The sequence below is a fragment of the Bradyrhizobium sp. HKCCYLRH1030 genome (assembly GCF_051168395.1).
Taxonomy (GTDB): Bacteria; Pseudomonadota; Alphaproteobacteria; order Rhizobiales; family Xanthobacteraceae; genus Bradyrhizobium.
In genome coordinates this window covers 374,861-399,062 of the sequence record NZ_JBNPUY010000005.1, presented here as the reverse complement: position 1 = coordinate 399,062, position 24,202 = coordinate 374,861, and the positions used below count along the sequence as shown (strand labels likewise).

Annotated in this window: 21 protein-coding genes; 13 read left to right on the top strand and 8 right to left on the bottom strand. The window is 67.2% G+C overall.

The window, feature by feature from the left end:
* Positions 1–37: 37 nt before the first annotated feature.
* The 3 genes from ACQR1E_RS17585 to ACQR1E_RS17575 form a co-directional block, all read right to left on the bottom strand.
* Positions 38–1,339, bottom strand: a complete 1,302-nt coding sequence (locus ACQR1E_RS17585) for an MFS transporter (RefSeq protein WP_315752462.1) — start codon at positions 1,337–1,339, stop codon at positions 38–40.
* Positions 1,340–2,131: 792 nt separating this feature from the next.
* A complete protein-coding gene (locus ACQR1E_RS17580) occupies positions 2,132–2,944 on the bottom strand; it encodes a DODA-type extradiol aromatic ring-opening family dioxygenase (RefSeq protein ID WP_434897348.1) in 813 nt (270 codons plus the stop codon).
* Positions 2,945–3,158: 214 nt separating this feature from the next.
* Complete coding sequence (locus ACQR1E_RS17575) at positions 3,159–3,593, bottom strand: DoxX family protein (RefSeq protein WP_316174241.1); 435 nt, start codon at positions 3,591–3,593, stop codon at positions 3,159–3,161.
* Positions 3,594–3,695: 102 nt separating this feature from the next.
* Between ACQR1E_RS17575 and ACQR1E_RS17570 the strand changes: the two genes are divergently transcribed.
* From ACQR1E_RS17570 to ACQR1E_RS17555, 4 genes are all read left to right on the top strand, one after another.
* Complete coding sequence (locus ACQR1E_RS17570; protein ID WP_315713389.1) at positions 3,696–4,613, top strand: LysR family transcriptional regulator; 918 nt, start codon at positions 3,696–3,698, stop codon at positions 4,611–4,613.
* A 42-nt stretch (positions 4,614–4,655) separates the two neighbouring features.
* Entirely contained in the window at positions 4,656–6,359 is a 1,704-nt protein-coding gene (locus ACQR1E_RS17565) for a SulP family inorganic anion transporter (protein ID WP_434897347.1), read from the top strand.
* A 199-nt stretch (positions 6,360–6,558) separates the two neighbouring features.
* On the top strand, positions 6,559–6,789 hold the full coding sequence (locus tag ACQR1E_RS17560; RefSeq protein WP_315713391.1) for a hypothetical protein: 231 nt from the start codon (positions 6,559–6,561) through the stop codon (positions 6,787–6,789).
* Positions 6,790–7,056: 267 nt separating this feature from the next.
* Positions 7,057–7,329 carry a GCG_CRPN prefix-to-repeats domain-containing protein gene (locus tag ACQR1E_RS17555; RefSeq protein WP_315713392.1) on the top strand — a complete coding sequence of 91 codons (273 nt, stop codon included), beginning with the start codon at positions 7,057–7,059 and terminating at the stop codon, positions 7,327–7,329.
* A 176-nt stretch (positions 7,330–7,505) separates the two neighbouring features.
* Here the strand turns inward: ACQR1E_RS17555 and ACQR1E_RS17550 are convergent, their stop codons facing one another.
* Positions 7,506–8,927: an FAD-binding oxidoreductase gene (locus ACQR1E_RS17550; RefSeq protein WP_316183990.1), complete on the bottom strand. Its 1,422-nt coding sequence runs from the start codon at positions 8,925–8,927 to the stop codon at positions 7,506–7,508.
* 72 nt (positions 8,928–8,999) lie between these two features.
* Between ACQR1E_RS17550 and ACQR1E_RS17545 the strand changes: the two genes are divergently transcribed.
* Positions 9,000–9,506, top strand: coding sequence for a thioesterase family protein (locus ACQR1E_RS17545; RefSeq protein WP_315752458.1), 507 nt, complete (start codon positions 9,000–9,002; stop codon positions 9,504–9,506).
* A gap of 16 nt (positions 9,507–9,522) precedes the next feature.
* Here the strand turns inward: ACQR1E_RS17545 and ACQR1E_RS17540 are convergent, their stop codons facing one another.
* Entirely contained in the window at positions 9,523–11,061 is a 1,539-nt protein-coding gene (locus ACQR1E_RS17540; RefSeq protein ID WP_434897346.1) for a helix-turn-helix domain-containing protein, read from the bottom strand.
* Positions 11,062–11,220: 159 nt separating this feature from the next.
* Between ACQR1E_RS17540 and ACQR1E_RS17535 the strand changes: the two genes are divergently transcribed.
* Positions 11,221–12,060: a class I SAM-dependent methyltransferase gene (locus ACQR1E_RS17535; protein WP_316165975.1), complete on the top strand. Its 840-nt coding sequence runs from the start codon at positions 11,221–11,223 to the stop codon at positions 12,058–12,060.
* A 133-nt stretch (positions 12,061–12,193) separates the two neighbouring features.
* On the opposite strand, the gene ACQR1E_RS17530 is transcribed toward ACQR1E_RS17535, so the two are convergent.
* Complete coding sequence (locus ACQR1E_RS17530) at positions 12,194–13,411, bottom strand: alpha/beta hydrolase (protein WP_316183992.1); 1,218 nt, start codon at positions 13,409–13,411, stop codon at positions 12,194–12,196.
* Positions 13,412–13,710: 299 nt separating this feature from the next.
* Positions 13,711–15,210: an amidase gene (locus ACQR1E_RS17525; RefSeq protein WP_434897395.1), complete on the bottom strand. Its 1,500-nt coding sequence runs from the start codon at positions 15,208–15,210 to the stop codon at positions 13,711–13,713.
* A gap of 260 nt (positions 15,211–15,470) precedes the next feature.
* Here ACQR1E_RS17525 and ACQR1E_RS17520 point away from each other — a divergent pair, with 260 nt between their 5' ends.
* The 4 genes from ACQR1E_RS17520 to ACQR1E_RS17505 are packed head-to-tail and all read left to right on the top strand — an operon-like array spanning position 15,471 to position 18,539.
* On the top strand, positions 15,471–16,310 hold the full coding sequence (locus ACQR1E_RS17520; RefSeq protein ID WP_315825259.1) for a roadblock/LC7 domain-containing protein: 840 nt from the start codon (positions 15,471–15,473) through the stop codon (positions 16,308–16,310).
* Positions 16,311–16,370: 60 nt separating this feature from the next.
* Entirely contained in the window at positions 16,371–17,132 is a 762-nt protein-coding gene (locus ACQR1E_RS17515) for an MBL fold metallo-hydrolase (protein WP_315713400.1), read from the top strand.
* A 1-nt stretch (position 17,133) separates the two neighbouring features.
* Positions 17,134–17,898: an OmpA family protein gene (locus tag ACQR1E_RS17510; protein ID WP_434897345.1), complete on the top strand. Its 765-nt coding sequence runs from the start codon at positions 17,134–17,136 to the stop codon at positions 17,896–17,898.
* Entirely contained in the window at positions 17,895–18,539 is a 645-nt protein-coding gene (locus tag ACQR1E_RS17505) for a hypothetical protein (protein ID WP_315713402.1), read from the top strand. Before ACQR1E_RS17510 ends, ACQR1E_RS17505 begins: the two co-directional genes overlap by 4 nt.
* An 83-nt stretch (positions 18,540–18,622) precedes the next feature.
* On the opposite strand, the gene ACQR1E_RS17500 is transcribed toward ACQR1E_RS17505, so the two are convergent.
* Positions 18,623–18,796, bottom strand: a complete 174-nt coding sequence (locus ACQR1E_RS17500) for a DUF1328 domain-containing protein (RefSeq protein ID WP_009030497.1) — start codon at positions 18,794–18,796, stop codon at positions 18,623–18,625.
* 291 nt (positions 18,797–19,087) lie between these two features.
* On the opposite strand from ACQR1E_RS17500, the gene ACQR1E_RS17495 reads away from it, so the two are divergent.
* The 3 genes from ACQR1E_RS17495 (at position 19,088) to ACQR1E_RS17485 (ending at position 24,100) form a co-directional block, all read left to right on the top strand.
* Complete coding sequence (locus tag ACQR1E_RS17495) at positions 19,088–21,688, top strand: ATP-dependent helicase (protein ID WP_315752452.1); 2,601 nt, start codon at positions 19,088–19,090, stop codon at positions 21,686–21,688.
* A 73-nt stretch (positions 21,689–21,761) separates the two neighbouring features.
* Positions 21,762–22,892, top strand: a complete 1,131-nt coding sequence (locus ACQR1E_RS17490) for a hypothetical protein (protein WP_315825262.1) — start codon at positions 21,762–21,764, stop codon at positions 22,890–22,892.
* Positions 22,893–23,173: 281 nt separating this feature from the next.
* The gene (locus ACQR1E_RS17485) at positions 23,174–24,100 is read left to right on the top strand and encodes a hypothetical protein (RefSeq protein ID WP_315825263.1); all 927 of its coding nucleotides are present in this window, start codon (positions 23,174–23,176) and stop codon (positions 24,098–24,100) included.
* The last annotated feature ends 102 nt before the right edge of the window (positions 24,101–24,202 follow it).

Sequence of the window (24,202 nt, the reverse complement as noted above, 5' to 3'; positions counted from 1 at the left end):
GGCCGCGGCGCGATGGCAAGTCGGCCCCGATCACACATCATGCCGCCGCCCCCGCCGTCTTTAACCTGTGCAACTGGCCGGCGACGAGGCGGACCCGGCGGGGGGCCGCGATCCAGATCGCCGCCGCCGAGACGAAGGCGCCGAGGAAGGCGATCACGAAGCCCGGCGTGTAGCTCAGGGTGTAGTCATACAGCACGCCGGTCACCCACGGCCCCGCTGCGCCGCCGCACAGCCCGATCAACATCAGCGTTCCGAAGATGCTGCCGAAATGCGCCCCCTGGAATATTTCCAGCGCGACCGCGCCCATCACCGAGGTCAGGCCGTAGCCCAGCGCGCCCTGCGTCGCCACCATGACGTAGATCAGCACCAGCGACGGCGCGGCCTTGAGCGCGATCAGCGCGGCGAAGCAGATCGCGAAGCCGAGACAGCCTAATCCCCACACCGCCTCGCGCCCCAGGCGATCCGACAAATGGCCGAGTGCGATCTGGCCGGGTATCCCGAGCAGGCTGACGGCCCCGAGCGCCCACACCGCGACGCTCGAGCTGAAGCCGATCTCGAGCAGGTATTTCGTCTGGTGCACCTGCACCGCGTACCAGACATAGAGCCCGAAGAAATAGCCCAGCGCGAGCCACCAGAACCGGCCCGTGCGCAGCGCGCGCGACAACGTCCAGTCGGTGCCGGCCCAGGCGGCGTCGACGACGTTGGAGACCGGCTTGGCCGCGTGGGCGAGCGGCGCGGCGTCGCCGTCGGGGCGCAGGCCGATCTCCTCCGGCTTCTTGCGCAGCAAGAGATTGATCGGCGCCAGCACGACCAGCACGACGATGCCCATCGCGGTGCAGGCCGTGCGCCAGTTGGTCTGCGCGATCATGTGCTGCACCCACGGCAACAGCGTCATCGAGCCGACGCCGACGCCGGCGAAGGCGATGCCGATCGCCAGCCCGCGGCGGCGAATGAACCAGTTCGGCAGGAACAAGGACTGGCCGGAATAGCCAAGGCAGACGCTGCCGGCGCCGACCATCACGCCGATGGTGAGGTACAGATGCCAGGGCTGCGTGGTCAGCGGCGCGAGCAGGAGACCGCCGGCCATCAGCACGACGCCGAGCTCCATTACGGCCCGCGGGCCGGTGCGATCCATCAGCCGTCCGATCAGCGGACTGACGATTCCGGAGGCGACGAAGCCGAACGAGAACGCGCCGGCGGTGACGCCGCGGTCCCAGCCGAATTCGGCGAGAACAGGCGGATAGAACAGCGAGAACGCCGTGCGTGCATTGACGCCGACGGCCATCGTCACGAAGGTCACGGCGACGATGACCCACCCATAAAAGAACGGCAGGCGCATGGTTGTTTCACTCCCTGGTGCATCCTTCGCATCATCTGCATGCGGAGGGGTCAAGGATTTTCTACGCCGCGCCATCCCGTGTCAGTTACCTCCGAGGTCATGTGTGCGGCGCACCTTTGGGAACACTGGCCTCTCCTCCGTCATGGCGAGCGCAGCGAAGCAATCCAGGGCTGTGGACGGGACTCTCGATTGCTTCGCTGTGCTCGCAATGACGACGCTGAGATATCTCGCGCTCATCGAACAGACCGACGCGCGTCTGCAATTCCGCGGCATGACATGCCCGGGCTGTGCAACGTCCGTTCACCCTCATCGAACAGGAGGGCGCAGGGAAGGCCGGGCGCTGGCCGCGCCCGTGGCCCGCCTGCTCAAAAAAATGCAGGCGGCAGGTACCACAGGTTCAGCCGAGATCGCCCGGCCCTCCCTGCGCGATGGGCTTCACGCTTATATGCAGGCTTCCTGGCGCTCGGCTTGTTGGCCGCCATGCGCGACAACGCGTTTCACGCGTTGCGCGGTGATACCAGCGTCGAGGTATCAGAACCCTGCAACTTCACGTCCGCAAGAGCTTCGTTCGTCCGCACATCGAAAGGACATGCTGCGAGTTCTCGCGGCCACCGCTCCCCGCCTCGCGTGTCGTGACGATCGCGCGCAACGCCCCTGCGCAAGTGAGGCGGGATGCGCGAGAGGATCGCGGTGATTTGCCCGACGACGCAAGCGAAATGACTGCGACAAAGTAACCCGTCGGGCAAAATGGGCCCGACGGGCAGATGCAGATCGAACTAACAAGTCAGCGGCTCACGCCGCAGCCTTCGCCTCGTCTGCGCCGTGGAACGCATACACGTCCATGCGCAGCACGCCGTAATTGGCGCTGTTGTGCAGGCGCTCCACGCGGGCGCCCTCGCCAGCGGCGCCGAGCGCGGCGAACAGCGGCAGGAAGTGCTCTTCGGTCGGATGGTTGTCGCGCGCGTGCGGGGCGAGACGGCGGTAGTCGACGAGATCGTCGACGCGACCCTCGATCGCGGCCTGGTGCACCCAGTCGGCGAAGTCGACCACCCAGGACGGCGCGGGATCGTCGATGTCGAGCCGGCGCTTGCGGAACTCGCCGAGATTGTGGGTGAAGCTGCCGCTGCCGATGATCAGCACGCCCTCCTCGCGCAGCGGCGCCAGCGCACGGCCGAGCGCGAGATGATGCGCAGGGCCCTGCTCGGTCTGGATCGAGAGCTGCAGCACCGGAATGTCGGCCTGCGGGTACATCAGGAGCAGCGGCACCCAGGCGCCGTGATCGAGGCCGCGCTCGCGGTCGATGCCGACCGGCAGGCCGGCCGCCTGCAACCGCGCCGCGACGGCCTGCGCGAGATCGGGCGCCCCCGGCGCGGGATAGCGCAACTGATAGAGCTCACGGGGAAAGCCGTAGAAGTCGTAGATGGTCTCGTTGGTGGCCACCGCATTGACGGCGGGGATGTCGGTCTCCCAATGCGCCGAGATCACCAGGATCGCCTTCGGCCGCGGCAGGCTGCCGCCGAGGCCGACGAGGAAGTCACGGGCGGCCGAATCCGTGAGCGGCAGCATCGGCGAGCCGTGCGACAGGAAGATGCTGGGCAGGGTCATGTCATGGCTCCTCGGGCGATATAGGGATGTCCACCTGTCAACCCAACCCACAGCCGTCGTCCCTGCGAAAGCAGGGACCCATACCGCGGGATCGACGTTTGAGGCAGGCTGCGCGTCGACCAGCGTGCTCGACCCAAGTCCGCTTGTGGTTATGGGTCCCCGCGTTCGCGGGGACGACACTGAGATTGTCGCGGCAGTCAACCAACCATGACGATCAGTGTGCGCTGCGGAGCTGACCGCCGGCAAGGCCGCTGCGCAGGCCCCCCAGCGCATAGGCGCCGTCGCCGAGGAGGGCCTGGATCACCAGGGTCACCGCCCAGAACGCCGGATACTCCCAGCCGCCCTTCGGATTGTTGAAGAAGAACCCGGCGGAGCCATGCACGGTGAAGATGGCGCCGAGCAGGATCGGCACGGCGGCGAGCGCGACCCAGCGGGTGGCGATGCCGAGGATCAGGGCAATGCCGGCCAGGATCTCGGCGGCGATCACGAGATAGGCCAGCTCGGGCGGCAGGCCGATGCTGCCGAAGAACTTTGCGGTGCCGGCCGGGCTGAAGACGAACAGCTTGAGGCTGGCATGGGCCAGGAACAGCCCGCCAAGAGTGAGGCGGAGCAGGAGCGCGGCATAAGGCGCAGTACGGGAATCGATCATCGGGACCTCCGTGGGGACTTCCCGCCATATGGATCATTTCCCCTCAGACGATAATCCGCTACAATGGAAAATCAGTTCACACTCCAAGAGTGAGATGATCCAGTGTTGGACCGGCTGACCGGACTGGAGGTGCTCTCGAAGGTGGCCGGCTGCGGAAGCCTGTCGGGCGCGGCCCGCCTGCTCGGCATGTCGCCGACCATGGTGACAAAACACCTCGCGGCGCTGGAGACGCGACTCGGCACCAAGCTGTTTCACCGCACCACGCGCCGGCTGACCATCACCGAGGCCGGACGCCGCTATCTCGACCTTGCCGAGCGCGTGCTCGGCGACTTCGAGGCGGCCGAGAGCGCGATCGCGGCCGACCGCGTCGAGCCGCGCGGGCTGTTGCGCCTCAATGTCCCGCTCGCCTTCGGCACGCGCCAGATCGCGCCGCTGCTCGCCGGCTTCGCCGCGCTCTATCCCGGCGTCAGCGTCGAGCTCGGCCTCAACGACCGGCTGGTCGACCTGATCGAGGAAGGCTGGGATCTCGCGATCCGCATCGGCACGCTCAAGGACTCCAGCCTGGTGGCGCGGCGGCTGGCGCCGTGCCGGATGATGGTGTGCGCCGCGCCGTCCTATCTCGCCGTGCATGGGACACCGCGCACCACGGCCGATCTCGCCGGTCACAACTGCCTCGGCTATACGCTGGCGGCGGCCGGCCCGTCGCGCTGGCGCATGGGCGGCAAAGCCGCGGTCGATGTCACCGTGAGCGGCAATCTGCGCGCCAACAATGGCGATGCGCTGCTCGCGGCGGCGTTGGCCGGACAGGGCGTGATCTACCAGCCGACCTTCATCGTCGGCGACGACATCCGCGCGGGCCGGCTGGTGCCGCTGACGCTCGACGCGCCGCCGTCGGACCTGCTGGCGGTGCACGCCGTCTATCTGCCGGACCGCACGCCATCGGCCAAGGTGCGCGCCTTCATAGACCACCTCGCCGCGGCGTTCGCGCCGGAGCCGCCCTGGGATCGCGATCTTGCGTGAGCGGACGAACACATCGACCGTGATGCGCTTGGAGACATCGACATGATCGAGCAACCACGCCACGACGGCAACCATCATTGGCCGATGCTCCGCTCGCTGCGAGGCTGGCGGATCAGCGCCCTGCCCGCCGATCTCGCCGCCGGATTGACGCTGGCGGCGATCGCGATCCCCGAGCAGATGGCGACCGCCAAGCTCGGCGGCTTCACGCCCGAGACCGGCTTCTTCGCCTTCATGGCGGGATCGCTGGGGTTCGCGCTGTTCGGCGCCAACCGCTTCCTGTCCTGCGGCGCCGATTCCACGATCACGCCGATCTTCGCCGGCGGCCTGGCGCTGCTCGCGGCCAGCGGCACGCTTGAATACGGCAGCCTCGCTGCGGCGCTGGCGCTGCTGGTCGGGGTCATGCTGGTGCTGGCCGGCGGCTTCAGGCTCGGCGGCATCGCCAACCTGCTGTCGGTGCCGGTCACCGTGGGCTTCCTGGCCGGCATCGCCGTTCACATCATCGTCTCGCAATTGCCGGGCGTGCTCGGCCTGCCGTCACCGAGCGGGCCAACGCTGGCGCGGATCGTCACCCTCGCGGGCGAACTCGGCAAGGCCAACGGGTACACGATGCTCATCGGCTTCGGCGTGCTCGCGACCATCACGGTCTGCGAGCGGATCAGCGCCCGCATTCCCGGCGCGCTGATTGCGCTTACGGCCTCGACCTTGTTCGTGCTCTCGGCCGGGCTGCGGGGACGCGGCGTGCCCGTCATCGGCGAGATCGCCGGCACGGTGCCGATGCCGTCCGTGCCGCTGATCGGGCCGGAACAATGGGCGAAGCTGGTTCCGCTCGCCTTCCTGATCGCGGTCGTGGTGATGGTGCAGACGTCGGCGACGACGCGCTCGTTCCCTTCCGATCCCGACCGCGCGGCCGACGTCGACCGCGACTTCCTCGGCGCCGGTGCCGGCAGCCTGCTGGCCGGATTGTTCGGCGCGTTTCCGGTCAATGCGAGTCCACCGCGCACCGGCATCGTGGTCGAGACCGGCGGCCGGTCGCAGGTCGCGGGCCTGCTCGCCGCTGGGATCGTGCTGCTGCTCGTGCTGTTCGGAGCCCGGCTGCTTGCGAACGTCCCGGAGGCAGCGCTCGGCGGCGTGCTGCTGTTCGTCGCGCTGCGCATCATCCGCGTCGCGCAGATCACAAGCGTCTATCGTGCGTCGAAGGGCGAGTTCCTGCTCATCCTGGCCACCGCGGTGGCCATCGTCGCACTGCCGATCGAGCAGGGCGTCGCGCTCGGCATCGCGCTGTCGCTGCTGCACGGCATCTGGAGCACGACGCGCGCCCACCTCATCGCCTTCCAGCGCGTGCCGGACACGACGATCTGGTGGCCGGCACATCCGCAGATCAAGGGCGAGGAACTGTCCGACATCGCCGTGGTCGGCTTCCAGGCCCCGCTCAGCTTCCTCAATGCAGCGACGTTCCGCGCCGACATGCAGCGCCTGCTGCGCAGCCGCAAGCCGCGGCTGGTGGTGTTCGAGGCCAGCGCCATCGTCGAGATCGATTTCACCGCCGCGCAGACCCTGCGCGACGTGATCCATATCTGCAACGAGGCCGGTATCGTGTTCGCGGTGGCGCGGCTGGAGTCGCTGCGGGCCCAGGCGGCCTTCGAACGGTTCGGCCTGTATGATGTGCTGCCCCGGGAGCGCGTGTTCCACAGCGTCGATCACGCGCTGCGGAAGCTGCGCAGCAGTGCCTCGGATGTGCACGCTTGAGGGAATGGCGGCACGAGCGCCGCCGTGGTCGACGACGACCCCGGCGGCAGGCGGACGCTTGCGCTCTGCGCAGTGACCTCGTGATACAAACCGTTACACGTTGCGGCGACGGTCGACATATGCCCGCTAAATTCATCGGCGAGACAACCGCCTCACGAGGCCCGGCGCGTCGGCCGCGGCGAGAGAGGAATCATCGATCATGCACAAGCTGCTTCCGCTGCTGTTGATAGTCATCTCCAGCACGACCGCCCAGGCTCAGGACAGGAGCGCCATGCGCCAGGCCTGCGGCGACGATGTGCGTACGCTCTGTACTGGAATCATGCCGGGCGGCGGCCGCATCAAGCAATGCATGATCGAGAAGTTCGACAAGCTCTCCGACGGTTGCAGGACGGCGTTGAAGGACGCAAAGGCGCAGCAAGGCGGAAAATGATGCCGCCTGCGACGAAAGCCAGTGGGACGCGTCGCTGATCGTTCATGTTCCTTGCAGCGAATGTCTGCTAGAAGACCGCACGATGGCGTCGACACTGCAGCGATGCGCCACATGATCGGCAGAGCTGCATCGGGCGACCGGCGTCGTCGAGAGCTCTATGGTACTGGGAAGAGGTTTCGAGACCTCGAAAATATTGCGAAACCAAAATTTGCCCGACGACGTCTAAGGACTGCACTGCTTCGAAACCAACGAGAGGACCGCACTGCAATGCGCAATCTGTTCACCTCCGCCCTGCTCGCCGCGACCGTCATGTTGGGCGCGTCGGCCGCGCAGGCCTTCACGCTGCCGGCCCAGCCGGCTGCTCCAGACAGCAATGTCGAGCGCGTCGCCGGCGGCTGTGGTCCCGGTTGGTTCCCCGACCGCTGGGGCCGCTGCCGGCCCGCCCCGCGCGTCTATCGCCCCTACGGCTACGGCGTCTACGGCCCGCGCACCTGCTGGGTGCGGCCGACGCCGTGGGGACCGCGCCGCGTCTGCCGTTGATCTGCACGGAAACAAAGCGCCGCCGCGTGTCGAACGCGGCGGCGTTTTCTATTTCGCGAATCGTGATGCATTCCGACATCTCCCGCGAGCTGGGAGATGTGAGCAGCGGCCCTATGTGATCAGCGGGCCTGCACGCCGAACCCGAATCCGAAACCCAGCTCGGCTTGGATTGCCGATCAGCGCGCCGGGATGATCTTGCCTGGATTGAAGATGTTCTGCGGATCGAGCGCCTGCTTCACCGCGCGCATCGCATCGAGCGCTTCCGGGCCGAGCTCGGACTCGAGATATTTCTGCTTGCCCTGGCCGATGCCGTGCTCGCCGGTGCAGGTGCCGCCCATGGCCTGCGCGCGCTCGACGAGGCGATGCATGAACTCGTCGCCGCGGGCCATCTCGTCGGCGTCGTCGACGTCGCACATCAAGGAGCAGTGGAAATTGCCGTCGCCGACATGGCCGACGATCGGCGAGGTCAGCCTGAGACGCGCGAGGTCCTCCTCGGTCTCGGTGACGCAGTCCGCGAGCCTGGAGATCGGCACGCAGACATCGGTCGCGACCACGCCGACACCGGGCCGGATCGCCTTCACGGACCAATAGGCATCGTGACGCGCCTGCCACAGCTTGGTGCGGTCCTCCGGCTTGGTGGTCCAGGCGAAGTCGCCGCCGCCGCACTCCCTGGCGATCTCGGCAAAGTTCTTCGACTGCTCGGCGACCTCGGCCTCGCTGCCGTGAAACTCCAAGAGCAGCAGCGGCGTCTCCGGCAGCGTCAGCTTGGAATAGGCGTTGCAGGCCTTGACCTGCGCCGCATTGAGCAGCTCGATGCGCGCCACCGGAATGCCGGTCTGGATCGCGAGGATCGTCGCCTGGCAGGCGCCGCGCACGGTCTCGAACGAGCACGACGCCGCGGCGATGGTCTCGGGAATGCCGCGCAGCCGGATCGTCATCTCGCAGATGATGCCGAGCGTGCCCTCGGCGCCGATGAACAGGTGCGTCAAATCGTAGCCGGCCGCGGACTTCTTGGCGCGGGTGCCGGTCTTGATGATCTCGCCGTCGCCGCGCACGACCTTCAGCGCCAGCACGTTCTCGCGGATGGTGCCGTAGCGCACCGCATTGGTGCCGGAGGCCCGCGTCGACGCCATGCCGCCGAGGGACGCGTCGGCGCCGGGATCGATCGGAAAGAACAGGCCCTGGTCGCGCAGATATTCGTTCAAGGTCTTGCGGGTGATGCCGGGCTGGATCACGCAGTCGAGGTCCTCGGCATGCACCTCCAGCACCTTGTTCATGTCGCGCATGTCGATGCAGATGCCGCCGGCCGGCGCATTGACCTGGCCCTCCAGCGAGGTGCCGGTGCCGAACGGAATGATCGGCACGCCCTTTGGTGCACAGATGCGGACGACGTCCTGGATGTCGGCGGTCTCCTGCGCCAGCACCACGCCATCCGGCGGCTGCGTCGGCAGCCAGGTCGTGGTATGGCCATGTTGCTCGCGCACGGCCTGCGAGGTGATGAGCCGGTTGCCGAAGCGAGCCGCGAGTGCGTCGAGCGCGCTCTTGAGCGCCTCCGGCGCGGGCCGCTTCAAATCGTGATGGGGGATCGTCGTCGCCACTGCTTCCTCCGAAAGTTGGGCGGACCGTGGCAAAGGACGCAACAGGGGTCAAGGGAGCAAACGGAAGAGCCGATGAGCGATAATGCAGTGCCCATACAAGCCGGCGCGGGGCCGTTCCTGTCGTCCATCATGCAGATCGAGCCGCAATGGATCGACTACAACGGCCATCTCAACATGGCCTATTACAACGTCATGTTCGACCGCGCGATCGACCAGCTATGGGCCGAGCTCGGCATCGGACCGGCCTACATGAAGGAACGGCAGGGCTCGACCTTCATCACGGAGTGCCACGTGCGCTATTTGCGCGAGATCCATCTGGGTGATCCGGTGCAGGTCGCGGTCTGGCTGATCGGTGCCGACGAGAAGCGGCTGCACACGTTCGAGGAGCTCCGCCACGCCGACGAGGGCTGGATCTCGGCGAGTTCGGAGGGCATGTCGGTGCATATCGACATGACCAAGCGCAAGGTCGCGCCGTTTCCGCCGGACATCCAGGCCAACATCGCCCGCGTGCTGCAGGCGCATGCCGCGCTGCCGCAGCCCGACGGGCTCGGCCGCGCCATCGGCATGCCGAAGAGGTGACGGTGACCGGCCGCCGCTACGCCGGCAGGCCGGCGTCGGACAATCCCTCGAATACCCGGGCCGAATAGGCGTCCGGTAGCGGCGGCATGCCGCGCTGGACCTCGGCCAGGGTCAGGTCCGGATAGCCGGCACGCAGCGCCTGCAGACTGCGCAGGGCCGCGGATCGCTCGCCCGCCAGCACGTGGGACGGGCACATGGTCCGGTGCACCCAGAGCGACGACGGGTGCTCGCGCAGGCCGCGCTGCTGCCAGCGCGCCGCCTCCGCGTAGGTCCCGGCGGCGAAATACGCGCAGCCGATTCCAATGATGGCGTTGAAGGCGAGCGGGTCCTGCGGCGCGAGATCCAGCGCAATCCGAAAGCGCTCGATCGCCGACGCGGCATCGCCGCGATAGACATCGAGCCAGCCGCTGCGGCTCCAGGCCCAGGCGGCACCGCCATCCAGCGCGAGCGCCCGGCCCACCACCTGCTCGGCCTCGGCGAGCTCATCCAGCAAGGTGAGCGCGTTGCCGAGCACGCACAGCACGGTCGCATCCGCGAGCTCGGTCGGCACGCGCTGCGCCAGCGCGCGACCAAGCTGCCGGTCCTGCCCGGGCGCGGTGCCGAAATGATAGACCGCGCGCTGGCCGTAGGCCCAGGCCGCGAGCGCCGTGGCCAGGGCATGACGGGGATCGCGGGCGATGGCCTGATGCAGCAGCTCGAGCGCACTGCGGTTGCCGTCGGCGTCGAGCGACAGCACGCCGGGCATGGCGCGCAGCGCGAGATCCTGCGCGGTCAGATCCTCATCCGGTTTGCGCAGCGCCCGATCGATCTCGGCGCGGCGCAGGCTTTGCAGCAGCGATGCCGCCACGCGGGCGGCCAACCGTTCGTGACCGTCGGCCTCCCACCGCAGCATGACCTCGCCGCGATGCGCCCATATCAGCCCGCCGCTGTCCTGGTCGATCAGCTGCAGCAGCAGCCGTGACGCGCCATCCCGACCCTGGAGCGACGCGTTCATGCGGTAGCGCGCCGCGCGCGGCTGGGTCGTCACGGCAAATCCCGCGCGGGTCAGCGCCAGCGTGAGCTCGGCCGCGAGGTCGTCCGCCAGCTCGCGCACGCTCGGATCGGTGGCGATCATGGCGAAGGCAATGGTCGGCCGATCGCGCACCGGCGCAATGGTGGTGCGCGACGCGGCGAGCTGCGCCATCAAGACCGCCTGCCGCTTCAGGGTTTCCGACGGCGTCTCGCCGTGGCAGCGACGATAGCCGGCGGCGAAGCGGCCGTAATGCGGGAAGCCGCAGCGCAGCGCGACGTCCATCACCTTCCCGCCGGCGCGCCCCTGCAGAAACTCGACACGGGCGCGCGCGTAGCCGATCTCCTGCCGGACCATTTGCGGCGACCGGCCGATCGACCTGACGAACTGGCGCTGCAAGGTCCGTCCGGAAACGCCGGCAATCTTCGCCAGATCGGCCAGCGTCCAGCGCCGCCCGAGGTCGTCATGCATCGCTTCGAGCGCGCGGCGCACGCTGCGTGGCAAAGGCTGCCGCGCCGCCAGGGGAACCTGATCTCCGTCCATCATGCGACGACGTCCAATTGCCTATGGGTCATCGGCGGCGCTCGAAAAGTTCACGATCCGGATGGCCGTGTCGCGATCTGGATAGCGCCGCCCGAAGCCTGCCGCGTACGTCTCCACACACCAGCGCGCGCAACAGCGCTGCATTCTCCGGAGGAGACCATCATGACCGCATCAGCTGCAATTCAGGCCGGCGCGACCGCAGAGCCGGATTTCACCGCGCTCAAGGCACGCCAGCACAGCGCGTGGTCGTCCGGCGACTACGCCATCGTCGGCAACACGCTGCAGATCGTCGGCGAGGAACTCTGCGAGGCGCTTGACATCCGCGCCGGCCAGAAGGTGCTCGACGTGGCCGCCGGCAACGGCAACGTCACATTGGCTGCGGCGCGGCGCTGGTGCAACGTCGTCTCGACCGACTACGTGCCTGCCCTGCTCGACCGCGGGCGCCAGCGTGCCGCCGCCGACGGCCTGTCCGTGCAGTTCCAGGAGGCCGATGCCGAGGCGCTTCCGTTCGGCGATGGCACATTCGACGTGGTGGTCTCGACATTCGGCGTGATGTTCACGCCCCAGCAGGAGCGCGCCGCCGCCGAGCTCACCCGGGTGTGCCGCAGCGGCGGCAAGATCGGCCTGGCCAATTGGACCCCCGACGGCTTCATCGGCCAGTTGTTCAAGACGCTCGGCAAATATCTGCCACCGCCCGCCGGCGCCAGATCGCCGGCGCTGTGGGGCACCGAGGCACGCATCCGAGAGATGTTCGCCGATGCCACCGACATTCGCTGCCATCGGCGTCATTTCGCGATGCGCTACCGCTCGCCTGAGCATTTCGTCGACGTGTTCAAGACCTACTATGGCCCGGTGCTCAAGGCCTTCGCTGCGCTTGATGGCGACCGCCAGGCCGATCTCAAGCGCGACATGCTGGCCCTGATCGGGACGCTCAATCGCGCCGAGGACGGCACGATGGTGGTGCCGTCGGAGTATCTCGAAGTGGTCATCATCAAACGCTGAGATCGTCAGCTCTGCATCACCCAGTCCGGCAGGCGCGCGAACCAGGGCTGCGCCTGCTCGAGCTGGCGGGCGAGCCGCAGCAGCCTCGTCTCGTCGCCGAGCCGGCCCATGCGGGCGCGCCTGCGTCCCGCGCTCAGCTCCCGCCGGCCGCCCTCTTCTTCGCAGCACCGGACTTGGCGACGCGCGCCTTCGCGGCGCGCGGCTTGGGACTGGTGGCCCTGACCGCCAAGCGGGCCTGCGGCCGAATGCGGTAGCGTCCCGACCCCACCGGATCGCGGTTGCTGACCTGGTTCTGCGGCACGCCCTGCAGCACCTGGACGATGTCGTCGCGGACCACCGGGAAGATCCGGTAATACTGGTGCTGCTGCGGGTCCTGCTCGAACGTCGTCACATCCGAACAATCGATCGCGGTGACCTTGTCGCTGACGCTGCCCATGTTGTCGGGACCGTCGCTGCCGAGCCGCGGACCGTTGAATTTCGTGCCCGCGCTCAGCGTATTGAGCACCCAATCCTTGGTCGAGTGATAGACCGTGACGCTGCTCGCGGTGCGCGGCAGATATTTCAGCTTCGCCGGGTCGTCGAACGCGTCCGCGTCCTCGTCGGCCGCCGCGAGCACGACCTTGTCGAAGGTCCTGCGCAATCCGGTCAGGGACGGCTGCGTCCCGCCCATCCGCACCATCGCCGGAACGCCGCCGGCCATGGCCGCGCCGGCGACCGGGTCGGGCATCTGCATCAAGGCCTGCAACGCGTTGCGCAGGACATAGACGCCCATGCTGTGACAGATGAGATGAATGCTCTGGTTGCAGCGTTCGCTCTCGGGCAGCCCGTCGACGAAATCATAGAGCCGCCGCAGCGTGCGTGCCACGGCCGGGCCGGATGCCGCCGCCGTCTTGCGATCGTGCTGGTAGTCCACAAAGGGCAGCGGCACGCCGACCAGCGAGGCGACCGACGGCCAACTGAACACGAACATGTTGGCGTCGATCCCGTAGAACGCCGAGATCCACCCGGCGCGTTCGATCGAGTCGACGAAGCTGTTGCTGAAGCCGTGAATGAACGCCAGCGTCGGCCGCGCCTTCGCCAGCATGTCGGCACGCAGGGCGCCGAAGATCGTATTGCTGCCGAGGACCGCACGGGAGCCTTGCGGAAAGATCAGTTGCTCATCCTCGACATGAAGCGATCCAGGCACCAGGGCATAGCTCGATGCCTGCAGATCGACCGCGATCTCGGCCCGGCCATACCTGATGTTCAAGCCGTTGACGGGACCGAGCTCGGAGCTGAACCCGGTAATCTGATTCGTGCCTTCAGCCGTGATCGGTTGCCTGTTGGTCGCGAAATAGACTGTGACGTTCATGATCCAGCCCTCTGAAAGTATCGCCAATGTGCATGGCACGGCACCGGACGAGCGGACCGTCGGAAGCGACGCGGAGTAGTTTCCGCACGACGGCAGCGACGTGCGATGTGCCGGGCGCGAAGAACGTGGCCGTCCGAAGAACGTGGCCGTCCGAAGAACGTCGCCGAGCCGGCGCGGCTTAGGCGACCGCGCTCCACCTAAGATAGAACACCACAAACAGCGCGCACGCAATCGCGATGGACGTGCACGGCGTCGTGCGAAGCACGACCCCGCCGCTCGAACCGGCCCGCCGGGTGTGGTCAGCTCTGCATCACCCAGTCCGGCAGGCGCGCGAACCAGGGCTGCGCCTGCTCGAGCTGGCGGGCGAGCTGCAGCAGCCTCGTCTCGTCGCCGAGCCGGCCCACGAACTGCACGCCGAGCGGCAGGCTGTCGGCGGTCCAGTGCAGCGGCACGCTCATCGCCGGCGTGCCCGCGAGATTGGCGAGCTGCGTGAACGGGACATATTGCAGGCTGTCGCGGGCGATCTTGTCGATCATGCCGTCGAGCAGGCCCCAGCGCGTCATCAGCCCGAGCAGGCCGATGCGGTCGAGCATGTCGAGCAGGGTCTGCTCGGCGGTGCTCGGATCGCCCTCGCCGTGCCGGATCGGAGGGTGCGCGAGCGTCGGCGTCAGCAGCAGGTCGTAGCGGGCATGGAAGCGCGCCAGCGCCCGCGCGAACTCGTTCCATTTCAAGAGCTGCGTCGTCAGCGCGCCGGCCGAGATCGCGCCGCCGAGCGTCGACAGCACCCGCGTCAGCAGCTCGAACTCCTCGCGCCTGGCGCCCTTGCCGCGCGCGTCGGCGACCAGCGCCGCGACCTGGCCGAAATAGATGTGCAGGAACGCTGTCGCAAGCGCGGCGCCATCGATGTCGGGCGAGGCCTCCTCGACCTCGTGACCAAGGCCCTGCAGCAGCTTCACGGCGTTGTCGACCGCAAGCTTCGCCTCGGCATGCACCTCGGTCCCGATCGGCGACGCCACCGTGTAGCCGATGCGCAGGCGGCCGGGATCGCGGGCCACCGCGTTGGCGTAGACCACGCCGGGCTCGGCGGTGAGAAAGGGATCACCGGGCTCGCCGCCCGCGATGACGTCGAGCGCGAGCGCGGTGTCGCGGACGCTGCGCGACAACACGCCCTCGCTGGATGCGCCGAACCAGTACTCGCCGAAGCCGGGCCCTGACGAGATCAGCCCGCGCGATGGCTTCAGGCCGAACAGGCCGCAGCAGGCGGCGGGAATGCGGATCGAGCCGCCGCCGTCATTGCCGGCGGCCATCGGCACGACGCCCGAAGCGACCGCCGCCGCAGCGCCGCCGCTGGAGCCGCCGGGCGTATGTGCGGGATTCCAGGGGTTGCTGACGCGGCCGAAGGCGCGGGAGTCGCTGACGCCCTTCAGCGCGAGCTCCGGCAGGTTGGTCTTGCCGAAGATCACGAGACCGGCCTCGAGATACCGCCTCACGACCGAGGCATGCTCGCCGGCGACGAATCCGGACAGCGCCTTGCTGCCATAGGCCGTCGGCAGGCCCGCATAGTCCTGGGCGCAGTCCTTGATCAGGAACGGTACGCCGGTGAGCGGGCCGTTGGCGGGCTTGGCGAGCTGCGCGCGGGCCTCGCGCTCCATCAGCCTGCAGACGGCGTTGGTCCTCGGCTGGGCCCGCTCGTTCTGCGCCAGCGCGAGCTGCAGCAGCTCCGCCGCATGGGTCTCGCCGCCCTTCACCGCGGCGGCAAGCGCCGTCGCATCGCGCTGCACATAGTCCCGGACGTTCACATTGCCCTCCCCGCGCCGCCATTCGTCGCCGTGATCGTAGCTGATTCTGGCTGCGACCGAGGCGCAGTTGCGCCGAACGCGGCGGCAATACGGCGCATTGGCGGCAATCGTGGCCACACGATGATCTGCTGCGGTCGACTTGAGGGCGGGATTACGCAGTCTGGTCCTGATTTTAGTTAATTTGATTCAGATCATTCGTCCTGTCCCTTGCACCGACCTAACCTTATGCATCGTTAGTTGCGTAGAGTGACGAGAGAGCGATGGGACGCCTCGCAAGCCTGCTGAGCCGAGCGCACGGTCCGCATGAGGATGCGGCAGCCCTGCCCGTGACCACCGCCGACTACTTCATCCTGCTGTCGCGCGCGATGGAGAGCCTGCCGGATTCCACCCCCGAACGCCGCGCCGAAGTCTACCAGTCGGCCCGCCAAGCGCTGGTGACCCAGTTGCAGGCGATGGATCCGCCGGTCTCGCGATCACGCATCAAGGCCGAGCAGCGCGCGCTCGACGATGCGGTCGATACGATCGAGACGCGCGCGCTGACGGCGCCGGACGGCAGTCCGGAACAGACGACGACGCTGGTCCCGGATGACCCGCTGTATCCCTCCTTCGTTACTGCACAAATCGACATTCCGACCGCTTCCGTTTCAACAGCTCAAGATGATGACCAGGACCCCGCCATGGCTCAAACCCAGTTTCATTCCAAGTTTGCCCCGCGCGCCGTCGAGGAGAAGCCGATGTCACGACTCGATGAAATCAACCGGGTGCTGCGCAAGCTGCAGAGCGACTCGTTCGGGGTCGAGGCCTGCGCGCTGATCTCGGAGGACGGGCTGATGATCGCGAGTGTGCTCGCGGCCGACATGGAGGAGACGCGGGTTGCCGGCATGACCGCGACCTTGCTGTCGCTCGGCGGCCGCGCCGCCATGGAGCTCGGCCGCAGCCATCTGCAGGAGGTCATCATCCGCGGCGAGTCCGGCTATGCCGTGCTGGTCAGCGCCGGCCGCGGCGCGCTGCTGCTCGCGCTCACCAACGAGAACAGCAAGCTCGGGCTGACCTTCTTCGACATGCGCGAAGCCGTCAGATCGCTGCAGAAGGTACTGTAGCGCACCGTCGTCCAATGAGCCGGCGCGCTGCGATGGCGCGGCGCCGGCGGGAGTAGTTTCATGGCCAATACCGTCCTCTACGACGACGGCGTTCACAAGAACATTCTGCTGGAGGATTTCGGCGCCGGCGACCACGCGGTGCAGGCGAACCAGCATCTGATCATCCACGACCGCGTCGGCATGCTGCTCGATCCGGGCGGCCACAAGGTCTATTCCAGGGTGCTCAGCGAGACCTTCAGCGAGCTCTCGGGCGGGCGGCTGAAATATCTGTTCCTGTCGCACCAGGATCCCGACATCGTCGCGGCGATCAACGGCTGGCTGATGACGACCGACGCCGACGCCTACATCTCCGAGCTGTGGACCCGCTTCGTGCCGCATTTCGGCTTCGACCACATCGTTGCCCACCGGCTGAAGCCGATCCCCGACGAGGGCATGGTGTTCGATCTCGCGGGCAGCAGGCTGTACGCGCTGCCGGCGCACTTCCTGCACAGTGAGGGCAATTTCCAGCTCTACGATCCGATCTCGAAGATCCTCTACAGCGGCGACCTCGGCGCCTCGATCGGCGTCGACTACACCGTCGTGCGCGACTTCAAGGCGCATACGCGCTTCATGGAGGGCTTTCACCGGCGCTACATGGTCTCCAACCGCGTCATGAAGGCGTGGGCGCAGATGGTCAGCACGCTCGACATCGAGATCATCGCCCCGCAGCACGGCGCGCTGTTTCCGGATGCTACGATGTCGCGCCAGTTCATCGCGTGGTGCGCGGGGCTCGAATGCGGCATCGACCTGATCACGCCGAAATTCAAGGTGCCCGTGGGCTGACATGCTGGCGCCCTCCCCGAACTCCGCTCTGCCTTCGCCCGCCATGCGCATCGATGCGTGCACCGTGGCCGGCGAGGAGGCGCCGGTCTGGCTCGCCGCGGCCTTTGCCGTCGCCGGCACCCTGATCGCCGTCATGTCGGCAGCGCTCTGGCAGCAAGGCACCGCCACGCCGCCGGTCGCGACGGCCGCAATGCCGGTGACGGCCGTGCCGCAGCGCGACGCCCCCGTTGCCGACGCGGCACCCAAGCGACGGGAGGCGCGGATCGTCGACCCGGCACCGGTCGCGGCGCCGCCGATGCCGCCCGTGATCGCTCCCGTCGTGGTCGCGCCACCGACACCGCCGGTCGCCCCGGCAGCGCCCCCGGAGCCCCAGAGCCCCGCGAAGCCCTCCGCCGAGTGCTTCGCGCCGCTGGCGGTCGGCTTCGAGCGCGGCAGCGCACGACCGAACCCTGCCGACATGAAGCGGTCGCTGGCGATCCTGCAACGCGCGCTCGCGCGCCATGGTGAGGCGACCATCATCATCGAGGGGCATACCGATGCCAGCGGCACCGAGGATCTGAACGTGCTGCTCAGCTATTCGCGCGCCAAGGAGATCGCGGCCCAGTTGAAGCGCGAGGGCCTCCCCGCGCAGCGGATGTCGGTGCGCGCGGCCGGCGCCGGCGAGGCGCGCGGCGATGCCCAGGCGGTCGCGGGCGACCGCAAGGCCGTGCTGCGCATTGCGGGCGTCGATGATTGCAGTCAACTCACAGCGACGAAGCGACCATGACGATCTATGCCATCGTGAGCGGCCTCGGCGCCGCCATTCTGCTCTTGACCTCGGGCTATCTGTTCGGCGCCCGCCAGGGCGCGCTGTCCCGCGAGCTGTTGCGCCGGCAGGTGCAGATGCAGGCGGCCAGCCTCGACCAGTTGCAGGAGCAGAGCAGCCACGACGCCATCGAGCGGGAGACCAGCCTGCGCAGCGCGATCGAAGATGTGCTGGCGCCGCTGGTCGAGCGTGAGCGCATCTCGCTGGATCTGGCGCAGCTCGCGAGCCGGCCGGGCCGGCGCCGCGAGCTGGTGCCGCTGCTCGACCGCATCGCCGAAGTCGGCCGCTTCCAGACCGTGCTGCTCACCAACGAGGAAGGCTTGCCGCTCGCGGCCAATACGACCGCACACCGCACCGAGCAGCTTGCGGCGGCGGCGACGCGGCTTGCGCTCGTGGCGGAGAAGATCGCCGACGAGACCCACATCGCGCCGTTGTCGGTGATGCTGCGCGACGCCTCGGAGGCGACGACGCTGTGCCGGATCTTCCGCGTGCAGGACCAGACGCTCACTCTGACCGCGCTCTCCAACGATACGCGCCTCGCCTCCGTGGCGCTCGATCCCGCCCTCGCCAAGGTGCAGGTCGCGCTGACGGCCCCGGCCTGACACCTCCTCAAAACGCAAAGGGCGCCGCACCTCTTGCGAGGCACTGCGCCCTTCGCCGACCTCATTGTCAGGGATGAGGCCGACTACACGCGGCTGCGGCCGCGGGCGAGGCCCACGACGGCCGAAACCAGAAACAGCACGATGGCGATGAAGAAGATGATCTTGGCGATCTCGATGGAGGCACCGGCGACGCCGCCGAAGCCGAGAATGCCGGCGATCAATGCGATAACCAGGAAGGTGACAACCCAGCCTAACATGACACGACCTCTGTCTCTCGATTGCGGTTCAAAGCGACGCGGAGCTTGCGCCGTTGCCGAAATAATCATGGCTCGGAACAAAGGTTCCGGCCAGGCGGGCCGCTAAAATTTCGCGATTTGCCGGAACAAATGCCCAGCGAGGCTGGAGCGGCGTCCGTCTGGTCCGATTTAGGGCTGTAAAACGCCGGACCCGGCCCCATATAGCCGTCAATCCCTGCTATGAGGGCTCCTTCCTGCAGACCTCGTGATGCCGTCATATGATGCCATCCGAGGGACGAGACTGATTCGCTGATGACCGAGCCCAACCGCGTGAGCCCCTTTCCTGCGCCTGACCACCAGCCCGTTGCCGGCGGCATCGCCGCGCGCGCCCGCGCCGCCGCGACCGGTGGCGCGCGCTATCTGGCCGGCCTCAATCCGGAGCAGCGCGAGGCGGTCGAAACGCTCGATGGCCCGGTGCTCGTGCTCGCCGGCGCAGGCACCGGCAAGACCCGTGTGCTGACCACGCGCATCGCGCATATCCTGAGCCAAGGCCGCGCCCGGCCGAGCGAGATCCTGTCGGTGACCTTCACCAACAAGGCCGCACGCGAGATGAAGACGCGGCTTGCCGAGATGCTCGGACAGGCGGTCGAGGGCATGCCCTGGCTCGGCACCTTCCACTCGATCTCCGGCCGCATCCTGCGCAGCCATGCCGAGCTGGTGCAGCTCAAGTCCAATTTCACCGTGCTCGACGTCGATGACCAGATCCGCCTGCTCAAGCAGTTGCTGCAAGCCGAGAACATCGACGACAAGCGCTGGCCGGCGCGCATGCTGGCCGGCCTGATCGACGGCTGGAAGAACCGCGGCCTGGCGCCGTCCCAGGTGCCTTCGGGCGAGGCCGCCGTGTTCGCCAACGGCAAGGGCGGCAAGCTCTATGCGAGCTACCAGGAACGGCTGAAGATCCTCAACGCCGCCGATTTCGGCGACCTGCTGCTGGAGAGCATCCGGCTGTTCCGCGAGAACCCTGACGTGCTGCGGCAATATCAGAGCCGCTTCAAGTTCATCCTGGTCGACGAGTATCAGGACACCAACGTCGCGCAATATCTGTGGCTGCGGCTGCTGTCGCAGGCGCCGAGTTCGTCGCGTGCCGTCGCCCCATCCTCCGTCATTCCGGGGCGGCTCGAAGAGCCGAACCCGGAATCCCGCGCTGAGGATAACCAACTGCGAGATTCCGGGTTCGCACCCGGCGGTGCGCCCCGGAATGACGACGCCGCGCAGGGCGCCACGCCGCCACTCAAGAACATCTGCTGCGTCGGCGACGACGATCAGTCGATCTATGGCTGGCGTGGCGCCGAGGTCGACAACATCCTGCGCTTCGAGCACGACTTCCCCGGCGCCAAGGTCATTCGCCTCGAGCGCAACTACCGCTCCACCGGGCACATCCTCGCCGCCGCCTCGCACCTCATCACCCACAATGAAGGCCGGCTCGGCAAGACCTTGCATACCGAGGACGTCGAGGGCGAGAAGGTCACCGTCACCGGCGCCTGGGATTCCGAAGAGGAAGCGCGCGGCATCGGCGAGGAGATCGAGGAGCTGCAGCGCAAGGGCGAGCATCTCAACGACATCGCGATCCTGGTGCGCGCGTCCTACCAGATGCGCGAGTTCGAAGACCGCTTCGTCACGCTCGGCCTGCCCTATCGCGTGATCGGCGGCCCGCGCTTCTACGAGCGCGCCGAGATCCGCGACGCGCTGGCCTATTTGCGCGTCATCAACTCGCCGGCCGACGACCTCGCCTTCGAGCGCATCGTCAACGTGCCGAAGCGCGGGCTCGGTGATGCCACGGTGCAGATGCTGCACGACCACGCCCGCAAGCGCCGCATCCCGCTGTTCGAGGCGGCGCGCGCGGTGGTCGAGACCGACGAGCTGAAGCCGAAGGCGCGCGGCTCGCTGCGCGGGCTGATCCTGCAGTTCGAGCGCTGGCGCGCCCAGCGCGAGGTGACGCCGCATACCGAGCTCGCCGAGATCGTGCTCGACGAGAGCGGCTACACCGAGATGTGGCAGAAGGACCGCTCGGCCGATGCGGCCGGGCGACTGGACAACCTCAAGGAGCTCGTCCGCTCGATGGAGGAGTTCGAGAACCTGCACGGCTTCCTCGAGCACATCTCGCTGGTGATGGACCGCGAGGGCGCGGCCGACGAGGAAGCGGTGTCGCTGATGACCTTGCATTCGGCCAAGGGGCTGGAGTTCGACAACGTGTTCCTGCCGGGCTGGGAGGAAGGGCTATTCCCGAGCCAGCGCACGCTCGACGAGCAGGGCCGCGCCGGGCTGGAAGAGGAGCGCCGCCTCGCCCATGTCGGCCTGACCCGCGCGCGGCGTCGGGCAAAAATCTATTTCGCCACCAACCGCCGCATCCACGGCACCTGGACCACCACGATCCCGTCGCGCTTTCTCGACGAGCTGCCCGCGGCGAGCGTCGAGATCACCGAGTCGAAGGGCGGCTCGGGCTGGGGCGGCGCCGGGGGCTACGGCCCGTCGCGCTTCGACAATGTCGAGTCGTTCGGATCGAGCTATTCCACGCCGGGTTGGCAGCGCGCGCAGGCACGTCGGCCGGGCGCAGCGCGCGGTTCGTCGGAGGGCGGCTTCAAGGAAGAGCCGTCGCCGTTCTCGGGCCGTGATCCGTTCGGCAGCGGCTTCGGCGGTCATTTCGGCCGTGGCAAGCGCGGACCGATGACCATCGAGGGCGAGCTGGTGGCGAAATCCACCGGCACGACATCGGAATTCGCCCTCGACGACCGCGTCTTCCATCAGAAGTTCGGCTATGGCCGCGTCGTCAAGATCGACGGCAACAAGCTGACCATCGCCTTCGACAAGGCCGGCGAAAAGCACGTCGTCGACAGCTTCGTGCAGCGGGCGTGACCCCGCGCGAGCGGCGGTGCTTGCTGAAGTTCGGGCCTAAAGCTATGATTGTAAAATTTCATGGCATAGCTCCATGGCTGCACCTTTCACGCCGAATGACATTATTGCGTTGGCCGTCGATGCCGAGCGAGGGACGGCTCCGGAGCTGATCATCGGCAGCTTCAAGCGACTGGTTCAGGAGTATGCCTTCCAGAGCGCCCATTGTGATCCGGACGAACGGCTGAGTGTTGCTGCCGAGCATGCCGGATACCTCACGACCCGGAGCGGGTCCTGGACGGTCTACGTACCTTGGCCGCTTGCGTTTGCATTCCCCAGCGCGATCACCCTCGACGGGCTCGTCAGCGTGGCGGAACGAAGCATGTTGGAGGGACGCGGGAACGTCGTCTTGTCCGGCTCCACGACGTTCGCTGGACGGGTGGCCGCGCTGGGGGATGTCGACCTTGCCCAATACATCTTCGACGATGGCAGCGAGATCGCCAATCGTGTCGAACGTCTCATGCGTCGTGATGGTCCGACCATTCTGGTTCGGGTCAAATTCGATCGAGAGTATCAGGCTCCGTGGGAAGACCTCATCACCGCGTTGGGTCGGCTGCGTTCGCTGGCGACCGAAAGCGAGCGGATCAAGCTCGACTTCGTCGACGGCGTCACGCCATTTGGCGTGATGCCGGTATCGAACGTCGTGCTGCCTTCCGATCCGTCCGATCGGAGCAAGGGTGCGGCCAGCCGCAGCTTCGTCTTCCAGGAGGCCGTGCTCACAGCCGACGGCAACCCGCCCTGGCCGCTGGTCGTCCCCGAGGAGCTTCTGCGCTATCTCAAGTTTCTGCTCCGCGACATGTTGGCTCACCGACAGGCGGGCAAGCTCGTCAAAGCGCTCAAGCGCGCGCTCTCCTTGACCCGAATTCTGGGTTTGGCGGAGCTAGGAGACCGCGCCGAGGCCGTGCTAGCCTCACGTTCTGCGGCCGGACTGGCGCAGGAGAGCTGCATGGCGGAACTCGAAGCGCTCTGGCCCTACCTGAATGCCGATCAGCAGGCACGTCTCGATGCCAGCTTGAAGGAAAAGAAAGGACTAGCAGCTAGCATTGTGGAAAGTAAGGGACTACCTACTCAGTGCTCGTCTCTGATCGATGAGCTGATGGAGAAAGTGAAGCAGTTTCTCGCTCATGAGGGCGTCTCTTTCGCGTCCTGGGCAGATGGTGGGTCATGACCGCAGGTGCCAAGATCGAGCAGCTCCTCGAACTGACCGGCACGCCTCCCGAACGGCGCGCGGGGGCGCGGAAGAACTACAACAGCCTCGTTGAACGCGAGGGCGAACAGGCCATCGACCAGCGCATCGCGGAGTTCGAGGCGATGCATTCTCAGGTGACGGCGTGGCGGGAAAGCCGGCGTCCAGCGGCAGCCGCAGCGACCGCGTCCGCCGACGTTCGCCAGCCGACCAGGACGAGACATGACGTCGGCTCACATGTTGCAGCTCCGGCATTCCTGAACATGCTCGCCCGCGAGAAACTGCTGGCCAGGCGGCTGGAAGGCTATATCGACGCGCTGATGGTTCACGTCGATCATCTTTGGGCCTCGCAGCGGCTCGCCGATATCGACCAGATCGCCACGCTGGGACGAGAGGCGGGATTCCTCACGATCGAACCGGCCAATCCATTCGGAACCAACCGGCTGTTTTCGGCACGAACGTCGGCCAATCTCGTCCGGTTGATCGAAGCGCTGGCAGACAAGGGGCCGTCGAACGCCGAACACTCTCTGTTCGAGAAGATCGAAGATCTCGTTCGATCGATCGAGAGCGCAAGCCCCGTGCTGGCGATCCGGCGCATCGATACTGACCAGACACTTTCCGGTCTGGGCAGGATTGCCGCTTTCGCGAACGATCTGGTCCCCGATGCGATCTTCACGCTGAATCGCGGCGGCGCCTCCGTGGGGCGGTTCGTCAAGGAGTATCTGCGGCTGGACATTCCCGTCATCCCCCTCGAGGGTGACAGCACCGGCGTGAGATTGGCGTCCAGCTTCATCGGCCCTCCCGTCCTGTTCAAGCCGCTGGTGATCGATGATGTCGCACGCAGCGGTCGCACGGTGGCTCAGGCGTTCGATTGGATCGGTCAGAACTACCCGTCGGCAGCTCCCAGGGCCACGACCATCGCCGCATCCTTGGACGCTATCGAGCTCGTGGGCCAGGCCTGTCTGCTGACGTCGAACCCGATGGAGCACGGAGCGATCGAGCTGCCATATGATCCGCATGCCGGCTTCGCGATCGAAACGCTCGGGCGATACACGGTCTATGTCTTTGGCGCCAACGCCACGTCCCCCGAAAACCGCCTGGTGGTTTCGACGGACATCGTCGACAAGCTCGTTGCCGAGCAGGGACGGCTCTTCGCCGAGATGGATCGCGTCCTGAAATCCACTTTTTGACCGACGATCGCTCCAGAGGCCGGTCATTTGCAGCCGAACGCGCCTGCTGAACGTCTCCGAGACTGGCAGATTTGGCCGCTTCATCAACGTCCCACAGCTTCG

Coding starts and splice junctions, on each gene's coding strand:
- ACQR1E_RS17580 (WP_434897348.1), bottom strand. CDS start 2,944: ATGACCCTGCCCAGCATCTTCCTGTCGCACGGCTCGCCGATGCTGCCG.
- ACQR1E_RS17565 (WP_434897347.1), top strand. CDS start 4,656: ATGATCGAGCAACCACGCCACGACGGCAACCATCATTGGCCGATGCTC.
- ACQR1E_RS17490 (WP_315825262.1), top strand. CDS start 21,762: ATGGCTGCACCTTTCACGCCGAATGACATTATTGCGTTGGCCGTCGAT.
- ACQR1E_RS17560 (WP_315713391.1), top strand. CDS start 6,559: ATGCACAAGCTGCTTCCGCTGCTGTTGATAGTCATCTCCAGCACGACC.
- ACQR1E_RS17540 (WP_434897346.1), bottom strand. CDS start 11,061: ATGATGGACGGAGATCAGGTTCCCCTGGCGGCGCGGCAGCCTTTGCCA.
- ACQR1E_RS17510 (WP_434897345.1), top strand. CDS start 17,134: ATGCTGGCGCCCTCCCCGAACTCCGCTCTGCCTTCGCCCGCCATGCGC.
- ACQR1E_RS17500 (WP_009030497.1), bottom strand. CDS start 18,796: ATGTTAGGCTGGGTTGTCACCTTCCTGGTTATCGCATTGATCGCCGGC.
- ACQR1E_RS17515 (WP_315713400.1), top strand. CDS start 16,371: ATGGCCAATACCGTCCTCTACGACGACGGCGTTCACAAGAACATTCTG.
- ACQR1E_RS17520 (WP_315825259.1), top strand. CDS start 15,471: ATGGGACGCCTCGCAAGCCTGCTGAGCCGAGCGCACGGTCCGCATGAG.
- ACQR1E_RS17485 (WP_315825263.1), top strand. CDS start 23,174: ATGCTCGCCCGCGAGAAACTGCTGGCCAGGCGGCTGGAAGGCTATATC.
- ACQR1E_RS17555 (WP_315713392.1), top strand. CDS start 7,057: ATGCGCAATCTGTTCACCTCCGCCCTGCTCGCCGCGACCGTCATGTTG.
- ACQR1E_RS17535 (WP_316165975.1), top strand. CDS start 11,221: ATGACCGCATCAGCTGCAATTCAGGCCGGCGCGACCGCAGAGCCGGAT.
- ACQR1E_RS17505 (WP_315713402.1), top strand. CDS start 17,895: ATGACGATCTATGCCATCGTGAGCGGCCTCGGCGCCGCCATTCTGCTC.
- ACQR1E_RS17575 (WP_316174241.1), bottom strand. CDS start 3,593: ATGATCGATTCCCGTACTGCGCCTTATGCCGCGCTCCTGCTCCGCCTC.
- ACQR1E_RS17495 (WP_315752452.1), top strand. CDS start 19,088: ATGACCGAGCCCAACCGCGTGAGCCCCTTTCCTGCGCCTGACCACCAG.
- ACQR1E_RS17530 (WP_316183992.1), bottom strand. CDS start 13,411: ATGAACGTCACAGTCTATTTCGCGACCAACAGGCAACCGATCACGGCT.
- ACQR1E_RS17585 (WP_315752462.1), bottom strand. CDS start 1,339: ATGCGCCTGCCGTTCTTTTATGGGTGGGTCATCGTCGCCGTGACCTTC.
- ACQR1E_RS17545 (WP_315752458.1), top strand. CDS start 9,000: ATGAGCGATAATGCAGTGCCCATACAAGCCGGCGCGGGGCCGTTCCTG.